The sequence below is a fragment of the Pseudomonas sp. RL_105y_Pfl2_101 genome, from assembly GCF_963970585.1.
Classification (GTDB): Bacteria; Pseudomonadota; Gammaproteobacteria; order Pseudomonadales; family Pseudomonadaceae; genus Aquipseudomonas.
Genome location: NZ_CAXAPG010000012.1, coordinates 122,951 through 136,755, shown reverse-complemented (window position 1 = coordinate 136,755; position 13,805 = coordinate 122,951). Strand labels below are relative to the sequence as shown.

Here is a 13,805-nt window from a genome sequence, read left to right as displayed (position 1 = left end):
CTTTCCAAGGCACTACCTGATCCATCTCGATCAGGAACAACTCCTTGCGGGTCTGCTTGCGCTTGCCGGCGTACTCGGCATCGGCGAAGGTCATCTGTTTCATCATTGAAAAGCTCGGCGACTGGTGCCCGGTGATTTTGCCAAATCAGGAAGTCTTTTTCAGAGTTTCCTTAGAGGATTTGATCACGCTCTGCGTGGGAATGTATCCCGTGACGCTCTGCGTCACCTTCCAGAAGCGGAACGCGGAGCGTCCCTGGCGGCGTTCCCACGCAGGAGCGTGGGAACGATCAACACGCAGCCCAGCGTGAGCAAGCTCCCTCGCCACAGGGTTGGCGCCAGGCGTTCGGGCTGTGGTGAATGGAGAATCCGCTTACACCGTCAAACCCAACCCCACCACAACCTCCCGCTCCGCCAAACCCTCCACCAAATACACACTCCCGCCCAAAATGTCCTTGGCATGATGCTTGGCCTGCGAAGCCAGCTCAGCCAACTGACTGGCATCCAATTCCTCACAGGCCTCGGTGCGCAGATGCACCACGCCAATCGACAATGACAACAGCGCGAACTCCTGTCGAACGCCCTGTCGGTTCAACGCTGTAAAGCATCCCGTCTCCAGGTGTTCGGGGCGGTAGAAGCGCCGGCAGTGGGTCTGGAAGTCGCTGAGTAGCTGGTCCAGGCGTCTGCGCCAGTCTTCCGGGCCGAGGACCAGCAGGAAGTCGTCGCCGCCGATGTGGCCGACGAAGTCGCGGCTGGGGTCGATGCGTTCGTTCAGGCATTGGGCCAGGCACAGCAGGACCTCGTCGCCGCGCCCGTAGCCGTAGAGGTCGTTGAAGGGTTTGAAACTGTCGATGTCCACGTAGCAGATCACCGATTCCTGCCGTTGTTGCAGCAGGCGCGTGAGGCATTGCTGGATCGGGACGTTGCCCGGCAGCAGGGTCAGGGGGTTGGCGTAGCGGGCCTGTTGGATTTTCAGTTCGGTGATGAGCTTGAGCACGTCGATTACCCGGCCCAGGCCCAGGTAGCCGCCGTTGAGGGTGATGATGAAGTCTTCTTCGATGCGTTGTCGGGCGCGGCTGGTGATCAGGCGGCTGACTTGTTGCAGCGACTGGTTCAACTCCACTGCGAGAAAGTCGTCGCGCATCAAGCGGCTGATGGGTTTGCGGGCGAACAGGTCGGTGGCGAAGGGCTTGAGCAAGGCGTCCGAGAGCGAATGGCGATGAACGATGCCGCAGGGCTGCCCTTGATCATCCAGCACCGCCAGGGAGTTGAGGTTGGCCTGGCGCCGGAACGCTTCCAGCACGGTGGCTGTTGGCGTGTTGTGGGCCACTGCCGTTTGCTCGTTGAGCAGCGCACTGAGGTCGTTGACCTCATCGCTCAACGTCGCCACGCCGCTGTCCTGCTTGGGCATCAGGGCCTTGGCATCGCGTGACGGTTGTTCCTGAGGCCGCGCCAGCAGATAGCCCTGGACCAAGTCGACGCCCATTTCGATCAGCACTGCCAGTTCTTCCGGCAGTTCGATGCCCTCGGCAATCACCTGGGCGCGGGAGGCCCGGGCGATTTTCAGGATAGAACCCACGAATTCGCGCTTGAGGGCGTCCTGGTGGATGCCGTCGATGAAATGCCGGTCGATCTTCACGTAATCGGGCCGCAATTCGGACCACAGTCGCAGGCTCGAATAACCGGCGCCCAAGTCGTCCAGGGCAATCGAGAAACCCATGGCCCGATAATGATGCAGGGCGGTTTGAAGGCGCTGGAAGTCATCGATGGGGGTTTGTTCGGTCAGTTCGATCACGACCTGGCTGGGCGCGATGCCGAGGTCCTGCAGCAGTTGCAGCGTGCGCCCCGTCTGGTGTGCCGATTCCAGCAGGGACTCGGGCGAGACGTTGAGAAACAGTTTGCCCGGCAGCTTTTGCTCATTGAAGCGTTGGCAGGCGCTGCGGCGACAGGCCAGTTCCAATTCGCTGAGGCGGCCGGCCTGGCGGGCCACGGAGAGCAGCGCGATGGGCGAGTGCAACGGGCTGTTGGAGGGGCCGCGGGTCAAGGCTTCATAACCCACGATGCGCCGTTCGGAAAGGCAGATGATCGGTTGGAACAGGCTGTGCAAACCGCTTTGAGCCAGGATCGAACTCAAGGCACTCAGCTGCTCTGTCGTGGTCATGGTAATCTCTGGCGATAAAAAAGGACCGGGTGCGCGGCACCCGGTCCTGTATTTCACGACAGACTGATGTCAGTTTGATGACACTGCGACGAGCATCACCATTAAATGGCCATCATCTTAGTGCTTGGCGATCGCCGTATTGAGTTTCAGGTAATCCAGCAGGATCCGCCCGGTCTCGCTCAGGTAGGCATCGTCTTCCGGTTTGGTTTTCTCCGGCTCCGTGATCAGGTCTTCGTCCTCTTTCTTCAGCTCTTTGAGCGGTTCTTCGCCCTTGGCTTTGCGACGCTGGTTTTCCAGGGTCAGTTGCTTGGCCTCGATGTCGGCATGCTGCGCGCGACGCTCGGCTTCGTTGAGGGTGACGGTTTTTTCCATCATCAACTTCTGCGCCAAGGCCAGCTTGTCGCGGATGAACACGAATTCCGCGTCCTGGGACGAGCGCGCGTCGTGGTCGGACTTGAGTTGGGCCAGGAACGGTTTGAATGGGTCCACGGCCGGTTTGATCGCGGGCCGGATGGTGTCCCATGGCATGGCTTCGGGCAGGGCGCTTTCACCGATTTCCTTGGTGTCGATGATCGACGGGTAATCGATGTCAGGCAGCACGCCCTGGTGCTGGGTGCTCTGTCCGGAAACCCGGTAGAACTTCGCCAGGGTTAGTTTCAGTTCGCCATGGTTGAGCGGCTGGATGGTCTGCACGGTGCCTTTGCCGAAGGTCTGGCCGCCGATGATCAGCGCACGGTGATAGTCCTGCATCGCACCGGCGAAAATTTCCGAGGCCGACGCGGACAGGCGATTGACCAGCAAGGCCATTGGCCCCTTGTAGAACGCGCCCGGGTTTTCGTCTTCCAGCACATCCACCCGGCCATCGGCGTTACGCACGAGCACGGTCGGGCCCTTGTCGATGAACAGGCTGGTCAACTCTGTGGCTTCCTGCAGGGAGCCACCGCCGTTGTTGCGCAAGTCGATGACGACGCCGTCGACCTTTTCCTTCTGCAGTTCGGTCAGCAGCTTCTTGACGTCGCGGGTGGTGCTCTTGTAGTTCGGATCCCCGGCGCGGAAGGCCTTGAAGTCCAGGTAGAAAGCCGGGATCTCAATGATGCCGAGCTTGTAGTCCTTGCCGTCCTGCTTGAGGTTGAGGACCGATTTTTTCGCCGCCTGTTCTTCCAGCTTCACCGCTTCACGGGTGATGGACACGACCTTGCTGGTCTGGTCGTTCGGGGCATTGCTGGCCGGGATGACTTCCAGGCGCACCACCGAGCCTTTCGGACCACGGATCAGCTTGACCACTTCGTCCAGGCGCCAGCCGACCACGTCGACCATTTCCTTGTTGCCTTGGGCGACGCCGATGATCTTGTCCGCCGGGCTGACCTGTTTGGTCTTGTCCGCAGGGCCCGCCGGGACCAGGCGCACGATTTTCACTTGGTCGTTGTCGCTCTGCAGTACCGCACCGATGCCTTCCAGGGACAGGCTCATGTTGATGTCGAAGTTTTCCGCGTTATCTGGCGACAGATAATTGGTGTGCGGGTCGTAGGACATGGCGAAGGTGTTGATGTACGCCTGGAAAATGTCCTCGGCGCGGGTCTGGTCCAGGCGAGCCAATTGGTTCTTGTAGCGCTTGGTCAGGGTTTCCTGGATCTGCTTGGGGTCCTTGCCGGAAATCTTCATGCGCAGCACTTCGTCCTTGACGCGCTTGCGCCACAGGTCATCGAGTTCGGCTGTGCTTTTGAGCCAGGGGGCGTCTTTGCGGTCGACTTGCAAGGTTTCCTTGGTATTGAAATCGATTTTGTCGACGCCTTTGTTCAGCTCGGCAAGGGTGAAATCCAGGCGCGATTTCACGCGGTCCAGGTAGCGCTTGTAGATGGTGAACCCGGCGTTCAGGTCGCCGCTCTTGAGGAAATCGTCGAACTGGGTCTTCCACTTGTTGAATTCGGCGATGTCGCTGGCCAGGAAATAACTGCGCGAGGGATCAAGCAGCTTCAGGTAGCTGTCGTAGATGATGACCGAGCGCGCATCATCGAGCGGTGGCTTGCTGTAGTGATGGCGTTTGAGCAACTCGACGACGTTAAGGCTGGCAATCACCTCGTCACGATCGGGCCGAAGCTTGTCCCAACTGTTGGCTGCGAACGTATCGTTCGACAACGGTAACAGGCCGAGGCCAATGACGAGCGCGAGGGCGGTACTGGGGAACAGGTGCTTCATGCTGATTCGACGCAGGGACAATTGATAACGCATATTAGGCCGTCTTTGAAGTCGCCGGTTCCATGTGGCCCGGGCGCATAATGCAAGAAAGCCCGGCGTTGAAGCAGCGGGCCCAGTCGAGACTCACTATGGAGGCACCGTGAAAGCATTGCAAGGCGTTGAAGGCCAAGTGGTATGGGCTGATGAGCCAAGTCCGGCGTGTGATGTCGGGCAAGTTCGCATTCGTGTGGCGGCCGCCGGCCTGAATCGGGCCGATTTGTTGCAAAAAGCCGGACTTTACCCGCCGCCACCCGGCGCCAGCCAGGTGCTGGGGCTGGAATGTTCCGGGGTGATCAGCGAGGTTGGGCCGGGCTCGTCCTGGCAGGTGGGCGACCGCGTTTGTGCATTGCTGGCCGGCGGCGGGATGGCCGAGGAAGTGGTGGTCGATGGCCGGCATGTATTGCCGGTACCCGAGGGCTTGTCATTGGCTGAAGCGGCCGCGCTGCCGGAGGTCTACAGCACGGCGTGGTTGAACCTGTTCCAGTTGGCGGCGCTCAAACCGGGTGAAAAAGTGCTACTGCACGCTGGCGCCAGTGGCGTCGGCTCGGCCGCGATCCAGCTGTGCAAGGCGTTCGGCAACCCATGTTGGGTCAGTGTCGGTTCGACCGAGCGGCTGGCCTATTGCGAGGCCCTGGGCGCCCAGGGCGGCGTGGTACGCACCGATGGCCTGGAGAGTTTGAACGACCTCGGTCCCTTCGACGTGATCCTCGATCCGGTGGGCGGCAGCTACGCCCAACTCAACGTGAAACTTTTGTCAGTTGACGGCCGTTGGGTGTTGATCGGCCTGATGGGCGGGCGCTCGACCGAACTCGATCTGGCTCAGGTGCTGGGCAAGCGTATCCAACTGCTCGGCTCGACCCTGCGCAGCCGCGACGAGCAGTTCAAGGCCGACCTGATCAGCGAGCTGGGCCAACAGGTGTGGCCGCTGTTTGCCGATAAACGCCTGAGCCCGCAACTGGCCCGGACCTTCGCGATCAAGGACGCCGAAGCGGCGTTCGCGGAACTGGCGACCAACCAGGTGTCCGGGAAGCTGGTGTTGGTGATCGATGAAAGCCTGAGCTGATTTCGACAGCTATGTGCGACCCGTGGCAACTGTGTAGACGCTACGCAGGAGCTGAGTAGGAGCTGTCGAGTGAAACGAGGCTGCGATCTTTCCCAAGACACCTGAATCTCAAGCGAAAGATCAAAAGATCAAAAGATCGCAGGCTTCGCCAGCTCCTACAGGTCCGCGCCGACATGACTGGCACCCTCATCCTTATCGACGCTGGCTTGCACCTTCGGTCGGCAGCCCCTGTCTGATGCGCGCGTCCTGCTAGCGTTAACTAATGGGGGATGGGGCAACCGCAGCTTTCATTTCACCAGTAGGTGAAGAGGTTGATTATGGCCATCGCCGAATGGCGCATGCAGGGCGTCGAATTCATTGCCTGCAACTGCAATTGGGGCTGCCCCTGTCAATTCAATGCGCCACCGACCCATGGTCACTGCCAGGCGGTGGCGTCGATGCGAGTGGAACACGGGTATTTCAATCAGGTCGCGCTGGACGGATTGTGCTGGGCCGCCACTTTCGCTTGGCCGGGTGCCATCCATGAGGGCAACGGCAGTTGTCAGGTGTTCATCGATGAACGCGCCGACGAGGCGCAACGCCAGGCTCTGCTGACCATCCTCTCTGGCCTGGAGAGCGATCCAGGGGTCAACGTGTTTCAGGTGTTCAGCAGCACCATGAGTGAAGCGTTCGAACCGCTGTTCGTGCCTATTACCCTCTCCATTGATGTCGATCAGCGCTTGGCGCACCTGGATATTCCTGGCGTGTTGCAGGCCAGCGGCGAGCCGATCCGCAGCCCGATCGACGGCTCACCTCATCGAGTCCGCCTGTCCCTGCCCAACGGCTTCGAGTTCCTCGAGGCCGAAGTAGCCAGCGGCAGCTACCAGACGCATGCAGCCCTAAAACTACAAGCCCAGGGCAGTCATAGCCACCTCGCCCACGTGCACTTCACCGGTCATGGCATAGAGCCGTAAAGATGGCAGAACCTCAGGTGGCGAGGCAGAGCAAGCGACTGACAGGCGAGCAGCTGCTGCTCCTGCTCTGCCTGTTCGCGCTGACCGCCCTGGCCTGGCTGATACTGCTGCGGATGGCTCGGGACATGAGTGCGCCGGGTGGCATGGCTGATGCGGCAATGGGCGGCATGCTCATGCCCTGGAGCCTGGCCGATACACTGCTGATGTTCGCCATGTGGGGGGTGATGATGGTCGGCATGATGCTGCCCAGCACCCTGCCCATGCTGTTGATCTACCAGCAGATGCTGCGCAAGCGTATGCCGGCACCGCAGCGACACCTGGCCCTGCTGCTGTTCTGCAGCGCCTATGTTCTGGTCTGGGCCGGTTTCGCCCTGGGCGCCACGGCGCTGCAATGGGCGCTCGAGCAACTCGCTCTGCTCAGTCCGGGGATGCGCAGCACCAGTACCGCGTTGGGCGCCGGCCTGCTGCTGGTCGCAGGCGTCTATCAGTGGCTGCCAGGCAAGGCGGTCTGCCTTGAGCATTGTCGCGGGCCGTTACATTTTCTGCTCGGCTACTGGCGCCCCGGCGTACTCGGCGGCTGGCGCATGGGCCTGGCCCATGGCGCTTATTGCCTGGGCTGCTGCTGGGCCCTGATGGGCCTGCTGTTTGTGGTCGGCGTGATGAACCTGCTTTGGGTGGCCGTGATCGGTGTCTTTATCTTGTTGGAGAAAAACCTACCGCAGGGACTCTGGCTCAGCCGTCTCTGCGGTTTGTTGTTGCTCGGTTGGGGCATGTGGCTGCTGCTGGGCTGAACCTGAACCTGTGGGAGCTGAGCTTGCTCGCGATAGCGGTGTATCAGATAAATCAATGCCGGCTGATCCACCGCTATCGCGAGCAAGCTCGCTCCCACACGAGGCTGCTTATTTCCAACTATGGATTGGCCACCCGGCCGATTCGGCATGGGCCTTCAATACCGGGTCCGGGTTCACCACATGCGGGTAATCGACCTTGAGCAGCAACGGCAGGTCATTGCGCGAGTCGGAATAGAAACTCGCGCCTTCCAGGTTCTCTTCCTCGGCGTCCAGCCAGTCCAGCAACCGGGCGATCTTGCCTTCGCGGTAGGTCAGGGTGCCGACGGTCTGGCCGCTGTACACCCCATGAGCCACGTCAAGTTCGATCGCCAGGATCTCGTCGATGCCCAGGCGTTCGGCAATGGGCTTGACCAGGTGCGTGCCCGAGGCTGAGATCACCAGGATCCGGTCGCCGGCCTTGCGGTGTTCGGCGATGGTCTTGGTGGCGTCGCTGAAGATGATCGGTTCGATGAAGTCTTCCACCCAGGGCGCCACCAAGTGTTCGATTTCTTCCGGCGTGCGGCCGATCATCGGTTCCAGGCTGAAGTCCATGTACTCTTCCATGCTCAGCTTGCCGTGGCTGTAGGCGTCCATCAGCGCGTCGTTGCGTTGCATGAACGACTCGGGGTCGACCCAGCCCAGGCGTCCCATCTGTGCGCTCCAGAGGGTGGAGCAGTCGCCGTGGATAAGGGTTTCGTCCAGATCAAAAATTGCCAGGGCCATCAGCGCGTTTTCCTTTTCAAGATCAGCTTCAAAATCGATAAAGCCGTCAGGCTACCTCACACAGTGCCGACGGATCGATGGAAAATGACAATCGTGCGCCATCGGGGTGCAAGTCGGCGGCCGAGCGATTGAGTACATCCACCACCAGTTCCACGCCGCGGGCCTCGACCCGGTAGCGAATCACGTTGCCCAACAGGCTGTGGCTGCGGATCAGCGCGTCGGCCTCGCCGCTACGGCTCAGCTCGATGGCTTCGGGGCGGATGGCGATACGACCGTTCACCGGCCGTTGCAGCAGTTTGGTCGCGCTGTCGGCGTCCAGCAGGTTGTAGTTGCCGATAAAACCGGCGGCAAAGACATCGATTGGCGCAGTGTAAAGGGTTTCGGCATCACCGCTTTGTACGATCTTTCCCTGGTTCATCAGGAAAATCCGGTCAGACATGGTCAGGGCTTCTTCCTGGTCGTGTGTGACGAAAATCGTGGTCAGGCCCAACTCACGCTGGATCTGTCGGATCTGTTCGCGCAAGTGCTTGCGAATCCGTGCATCCAGGGCCGACAGCGGCTCGTCCAGTAGCAACAGGCGCGGCCGGGTCACCAGGGAACGGGCCAGGGCGACGCGCTGGCATTGGCCACCGGAAAGTTGATGGGGATAGCGGCCGGCAAAATCATGCAGCTCCACCAGGTGCAGGATCTCCAGCACGCGCTGGCGGCTGTCCGCGGCATCGACTTTTTGCATGCGCAGGCCGAAGGCAACGTTCTGCTCCACCGTCATGTTGGGGAACAAGGCGTAGCTCTGGAAGACCATGCCGATGCCGCGTTTCTGCGGGCTCAACGGGACGATGTCTTGCCCGTCGAGGATGATCTGGCCGGCATCCACCGCGGTCAGGCCGGCAATGCAGCGCAGCAACGTGGACTTGCCACAACCGGAAGGGCCGAGGAGGGTGACGAATTCGCCCTTGCGGATCTCGCAATTGATGTCGCTGAACACGGGTGTGCCGGCGTAGCTTTTTTGCAGGTGTTGGACGCTGACGTAGCTCATTGGCTTTTGTCCTTGTTCAAGATGTTGGCCGCCCAGGTCAGGACCAGTACGAAGAGGAAATAGGAAATCACCAGCGCACTGGTGAAGTGGCCGCTGCTGTTGCGCATGTTGTTCAGGTACACCTGCAGGGTTTCATAGCGGGTGCCAACGAGGATGTTGGCAAACACGAATTCGCCGAACAGGAACGAGAAGGACAGCAGCAGCGCCACCATCAGGCCCTTGCGCAGGTTTGGCAGCACCACCAGGAATGCGGCCTGGAAGGTGCTGGCGCCGAGCAGTTGGGCGGCGTCCATCAGGTCGCGCAGGTTGATCGCTTGCAGGTTGTTGGTGATTGCCCGGTACATGAACGGCAGGGCGACGGTGAAGTAGCAACCGATCAGGATCCACGGCGTACCGACCATCGCCAGCGGCCCGGAGCCGTAGAGTTGCAACAGACCTACCGACGACACCACCGGCGGCACCGCAAAGGGCAGCAGGATGAGGATGTTCATCAGGGCGTCGAGTCTGGGGAAGTGGTAATGCACCACGAACAGCAACGGCAGGATCAATACCACCGAGAGCACCAGGGCACCGACGCAGACCAGCAGCGATTGGCCGAAGGCGTGGAGAAAACGCGGATCGCTCCACAACTGCACATACCATTTGAACGTGAAGCCGCTGGGTAGCACGGTGGCCGACCAACTGCTGGCGATGGAGTAGACGAGCGTGCCGGCCAGGGGCAGCAGCAAGATGGCGAACAGCAGGTACACCACCACCCGATGATAGAGCCCGACGGAGCCCGGTTCAGCGCGAGACATGGTAGCTCCTCTTGAGCAGCAACTGATGGACGATGGTGACCACGGTCATCAACGCCACCAATATCACGGCCAGGGCACTGGCCATGTTCGGGTCGAGGGAAATGTCGCCAGAGACCATGGCGGCGATGCGAATCGGCAGCACGTTGAAGTTGCCGGTGGTCAGCGCATAGACCGTGGCGTAGGCGCCGAGGGCGTTGGCCAGCAGGATCACGAAGGTGCCCAGCAGCGCCGGGGTCAGCACCGGCAAGCCGATGTGTCGCCAGAACTGCCAGCCGTTGGCGCCCAGCAGCTCGGCGGATTCGCGCCAGTCTTCGCGCAGGGCGTCGAAGGCCGGATAGAGCAGCAGCACGCCCAGGGGGATCTGGAAGTAGGTGTAGAGAATGATCAGCCCGGTTTTCGAGTACAGGTTGAAATCCTCGATGATGCCCGCCTGTTTGAGCATGATCGTGATGCTGCCGTTGAACCCGAGCAAAATGATGAAGGCGAAGGCCAGGGGCACGCCGGCGAAGTTACTGGTCATGTTGGCAAAGGCGTTGACGAAGTTGCGCAGGCGCGAATCCACACGGCGCAGGGAGTAGCTGCCGAGCACGGCGATGACAATGCCGAACACGCTGGACCAGAAACTGATCTCCAGGCTGTGCTGGATTGCTTGCAGGTAGAACTTGGAGCTGAAGATCTTGCTGAAGTTGGCCAGGCCCCAGCCGAACTCTTCCGATTCCAGGCTGTTGACCAGCACCCAGAGCAGCGGGGCGATCTGGAACACGATGAAGAAAATCGCGAAGGGCACCAGGCACAACGCTGCCAGCCATTTGCCGCGCGTCATGGCGTTCACTTGAGTAACTCCTGGCAGTAGGGTTTGTCGTGGTCGACGCCGAGCAATTGGCAAATGGTGCCGCACAGGTCGGTCTGCCGGGGCGTGGCCGCGGGATCGAAACTGAAGCCGCTGCCCAAGACAAACAGCGGCACTTCCCGTTCTTCGGCCAGCAGACCGTTGTGGGAACGGTCGTTGTTCATGCCGTGGTCGGACGTCACCAGCACCTGGTAACCGGCGTCGAGCCAGGCTTGCAGGTAGACCGCCAGGTTGATGTCCGCCGAGCGGGCGCTGTTGCGGTATTGCGGGGTGTCGAGGCCGTGCTTGTGGCCGGCGTCGTCGATGTTCATCGGGTGCACCAGCAGGAAGTTCGGCAAGTAGCGCTGGCGCAGGTGTTCGGCGTCGGCGAACAGGTGGGAATCGGGGTAATGGTCATTCCAATAGAAATGCCCGTGTTGAATCGGCAAGTCGGGGTTGTCGGTGTGACGATCGCGACCGGCCACGAAGGGCGAAACGTTATAGAGCTCGCTGACCCAGTGATACGCCGCGGCCGCCGTACTCAAGCCGGCCTGGGTGGTGTAGTGGAAAATGCTGCGCTGGTTCGACAGGCGCGAGACGTTGTTGTGCACGATCCCGCTGTCGATGGGCACGACGCCAGTGAGGATGCATTCGTAGAGTGGGCGCGACAGGGCGGGCAACTCACATTCCAGTTTGTAGAGGGCCGCGCGTCCTGCGCCGACGTAAGCCTGCAAATGCCCCATGGCATGCCGGGCGACCTCATGGTTGAGACCGTCGAGCACCACCAGGATGACGTTGTGCTTCATGGGTATCGGGACTCCGGGCAGATACCAGAAAACTCGGACTCAACAAGCTCCACTGTAAGAGCAGGCCTGTGGGAGCAAAGCTTGCTCGCGATAAACGATGACACGGTCTTGCAGTTGAACCGTGTCGCCTTCATCGCGAGCAGGCTTTGCTCCCACAGGGACTGCTTCCACAGTGGGGTGCCCAGTGGATATCCGAGCGGGAGCTACCGCCTTATTGCATGTTGATGATCACTTCTTCCTGCCACTTCTGCGGCAGTGCCTTGGAGGTCTTCTCCCACGCATCCGCGTCCTTGATCGGGGTCACGCCTTTGTACTGCTCGTTCGGCAGCAGCTTGGCCTTGACCTCTTCCGGCAGGGTCAGGTGCTCGGCGCGGATCGGACGGGCGTTGCCCTTGGCCAGGTTGATCTGGCCGGCGTCGCTGAAGATGTACTCACGAGCGAGTTTGGCGGCGTTCGGGTGCTTGGCGTATTTGTTGATGATGGTGGTGTAGCCGGAGATGACCGAGCCGTCGGACGGAATCAGCACGACGTAGTCATCCGGGTTGACCATCTTGGCCTTGTAGCTCAGACCGTTGAAATCCCAGACCACGCCGACTTCGACTTCACCTTTTTCCATGGTGGCGATGGTTGGGTTGGCCATGGACAGGCGCCCTTGCTTGGCGATCTCAGCAAACATCAACAGTGCCGGCTGGACGTTCTTCTCGTCGCCGCCGTTGGCCAGGGCCGCGGCCAGCACTCCGTTGGCGGCTTGGGCGGCAGTGCTTACGTCACCGATGGAAACTTTGTATTTACCGGTCTTCAGGTCCGCCCACTTGGTCGGCACTTCGGAACCGTGCAACAGCTTCTTGTTGACGATGAACGCGATGGTGCCGGTGTAGGCCAATGCCCAGTTGCCGTCATTGTCCTTGGCCCAGGCCGGTACTTGCTCCCAGGTGCTTGGCTTGTAGGGTTGGACCACGCCCTGCTTGACCGCGATCGGGCCGAAAGCCGCACCGACGTCGCCGATGTCGGCGCTGGCGTTGTCTTTCTCGGCGGCGAACTTGGCGATTTCCTGGGCCGAGCTCATGTCGGTGTCGATGTGTTTCAGGCCGTAGACCTTCGCCAGGTCGTCCCAGGTGCCTTTCCAGTTTGCCCAGTCATCGGGCATGCCGACGCTGTTTACGGTGCCTTCCGCTTTCGCAGCGGCTTCCAACGTTTTCAGATCGGTGTCAGCGGCCATGGCGGCGGTGCACATGGCAATGGTCGAGCCTAACAGTGATGCCAGGAAAAGCTGTTTCATCCGAAGCTCCTATGGGCGTTTTCAACGCTGCGATTGCGGTTGTGTTGGTCTAGGTCAGCAATACCTGAGCCAATGTAGGCGAGCCCTGTGACATTTTGATGTCGGTGTTGGAGGGTCCAGGAAATATCCGGCTCGTGGAGGTTGGCTGCGAATTAAGCCTAGACCATGGTTAAACAGCTGATCTGAAAGGACTTGGCCGTTAATTTGCACGCCTGCAAAGCGACCGTTCGGCGGCTCTGTCATCTGCCAGTCATGTGCAGTGCCTAGGCTTGCTGGACCAAGAAGCGGATCGATGGACAGTCGATCTTGCGCCGAAACAGTGCTGGTCTAGTCCAAATAGGTAACGTTGATGCGCATCGATGCAACCAAAGCGGTGACAGCCATCGGACAGGTCTTGCAAGAGCAACTCGGCCACGGGTTGCTGGCGCCCGGCAGCAAGTTGCCGGCCGAGCGCAAGCTCAGTGAATTGTTCGGGACCACGCGGATTACCGTGCGTGAGGCGTTGTTGCAGCTTGAAGCCCGGGGGCAGATTTATCGGGAGGAGCGCCGGGGCTGGTTTGTTTCGCCGCCGCGCCTGGCCTACAACTTGATGCAGCGCAGCCATTTCCACGCCATGGTTGCAGCCCAGGGGCGTGTGCCTTCTACCCAAGTGATCTCGGCGCGCCTGCAACCTGCCTCGGCGGCGGTGTGTGCCTGGTTGCAGTTGCCGGCGTTGTCCAGCGTGATCCAGATCTGCCGCGTGCGGCGTATCGACGAGCGGCTGGTGCTGTACGTCGAGCACTACCTGAACCCGCAGTATTTTCCGGACATCCTCGGGTTCGACCTCAACCAGTCCATCACCGAGCTGTACGCCCGCCATTACGATCTGCACTACGGCCGGGTGAAGTTTGAAATCGTGCCCACCTCTTTACAGCCAGAAGCGGCAGCGGCGTTGAAGGTTTCGGTGGGCAGCCCCGGGCTTCGCATCGCACGGGTCAACTATGACCAGCATCAGCGGCTGATCGATTGCGACCTGGAGTTCTGGCGACACGATGCGATCCATGTCGGCGTGGATGTGCCGGAGCAACCTGTACTGGAATCGCCCGCAGCCTGAGGC

12 protein-coding genes and 1 pseudogene are annotated in these 13,805 nt (G+C 60.6%); 4 read left to right on the top strand and 9 right to left on the bottom strand.

What is annotated here, in order from left to right; genetic code table 11:
• The 3 genes and pseudogenes from AACY31_RS15770 to AACY31_RS15760 all read right to left on the bottom strand — a co-directional run.
• A pseudogene (locus AACY31_RS15770) lies at nt 1-103 on the bottom strand (IS5/IS1182 family transposase); the annotation flags it as partial.
• A gap of 267 nt (nt 104-370) precedes the next feature.
• Nucleotides 371-2,158, bottom strand: a complete 1,788-nt coding sequence (locus AACY31_RS15765) for a bifunctional diguanylate cyclase/phosphodiesterase (protein ID WP_339480495.1) — start codon at nt 2,156-2,158, stop codon at nt 371-373.
• Nucleotides 2,159-2,275: 117 nt separating this feature from the next.
• The gene (locus AACY31_RS15760; RefSeq protein WP_339491767.1) at nt 2,276-4,354 is read right to left on the bottom strand and encodes a carboxy terminal-processing peptidase; all 2,079 of its coding nucleotides are present in this window, start codon (nt 4,352-4,354) and stop codon (nt 2,276-2,278) included.
• Between the two features lie 139 nt (nt 4,355-4,493).
• Between AACY31_RS15760 and AACY31_RS15755 the strand changes: the two genes are divergently transcribed.
• The 3 genes from AACY31_RS15755 to AACY31_RS15745 all read left to right on the top strand — a co-directional run bounded on the left by AACY31_RS15755 (nt 4,494) and on the right by AACY31_RS15745 (nt 7,200).
• Complete coding sequence (locus AACY31_RS15755) at nt 4,494-5,456, top strand: zinc-binding dehydrogenase (RefSeq protein WP_339480498.1); 963 nt, start codon at nt 4,494-4,496, stop codon at nt 5,454-5,456.
• Nucleotides 5,457-5,773: 317 nt separating this feature from the next.
• Entirely contained in the window at nt 5,774-6,409 is a 636-nt protein-coding gene (locus AACY31_RS15750) for a DUF1326 domain-containing protein (protein ID WP_339480499.1), read from the top strand.
• A 2-nt stretch (nt 6,410-6,411) separates the two neighbouring features.
• Nucleotides 6,412-7,200 (top strand): DUF2182 domain-containing protein, encoded by a 789-nt coding sequence (locus tag AACY31_RS15745; protein WP_339480501.1) that lies wholly within the window; start codon nt 6,412-6,414, stop codon nt 7,198-7,200.
• Between the two features lie 108 nt (nt 7,201-7,308).
• Here the strand turns inward: AACY31_RS15745 and AACY31_RS15740 are convergent, their stop codons facing one another.
• From AACY31_RS15740 to AACY31_RS15715, 6 genes are all read right to left on the bottom strand, one after another.
• Nucleotides 7,309-7,962 carry an HAD family hydrolase gene (locus AACY31_RS15740; protein WP_339480503.1) on the bottom strand — a complete coding sequence of 218 codons (654 nt, stop codon included), beginning with the start codon at nt 7,960-7,962 and terminating at the stop codon, nt 7,309-7,311.
• A 46-nt stretch (nt 7,963-8,008) separates the two neighbouring features.
• Nucleotides 8,009-8,998 carry an ABC transporter ATP-binding protein gene (locus AACY31_RS15735; protein WP_339480505.1) on the bottom strand — a complete coding sequence of 330 codons (990 nt, stop codon included), beginning with the start codon at nt 8,996-8,998 and terminating at the stop codon, nt 8,009-8,011.
• On the bottom strand, nt 8,995-9,795 hold the full coding sequence (locus AACY31_RS15730) for an ABC transporter permease (RefSeq protein WP_339480508.1): 801 nt from the start codon (nt 9,793-9,795) through the stop codon (nt 8,995-8,997). The genes AACY31_RS15735 and AACY31_RS15730 overlap by 4 nt, the downstream gene beginning before the upstream one ends.
• Entirely contained in the window at nt 9,782-10,618 is an 837-nt protein-coding gene (locus tag AACY31_RS15725; RefSeq protein WP_161798371.1) for an ABC transporter permease, read from the bottom strand. The genes AACY31_RS15730 and AACY31_RS15725 overlap by 14 nt, the downstream gene beginning before the upstream one ends.
• A gap of 5 nt (nt 10,619-10,623) precedes the next feature.
• The gene (locus tag AACY31_RS15720; RefSeq protein ID WP_339504740.1) at nt 10,624-11,430 is read right to left on the bottom strand and encodes an alkaline phosphatase family protein; all 807 of its coding nucleotides are present in this window, start codon (nt 11,428-11,430) and stop codon (nt 10,624-10,626) included.
• Nucleotides 11,431-11,641: 211 nt separating this feature from the next.
• Nucleotides 11,642-12,709: an ABC transporter substrate-binding protein gene (locus AACY31_RS15715; RefSeq protein WP_339491760.1), complete on the bottom strand. Its 1,068-nt coding sequence runs from the start codon at nt 12,707-12,709 to the stop codon at nt 11,642-11,644.
• Between the two features lie 349 nt (nt 12,710-13,058).
• Here AACY31_RS15715 and AACY31_RS15710 point away from each other — a divergent pair, with 349 nt between their 5' ends.
• Nucleotides 13,059-13,802 (top strand): UTRA domain-containing protein, encoded by a 744-nt coding sequence (locus AACY31_RS15710; protein ID WP_339480513.1) that lies wholly within the window; start codon nt 13,059-13,061, stop codon nt 13,800-13,802.
• The last annotated feature ends 3 nt before the right edge of the window (nt 13,803-13,805 follow it).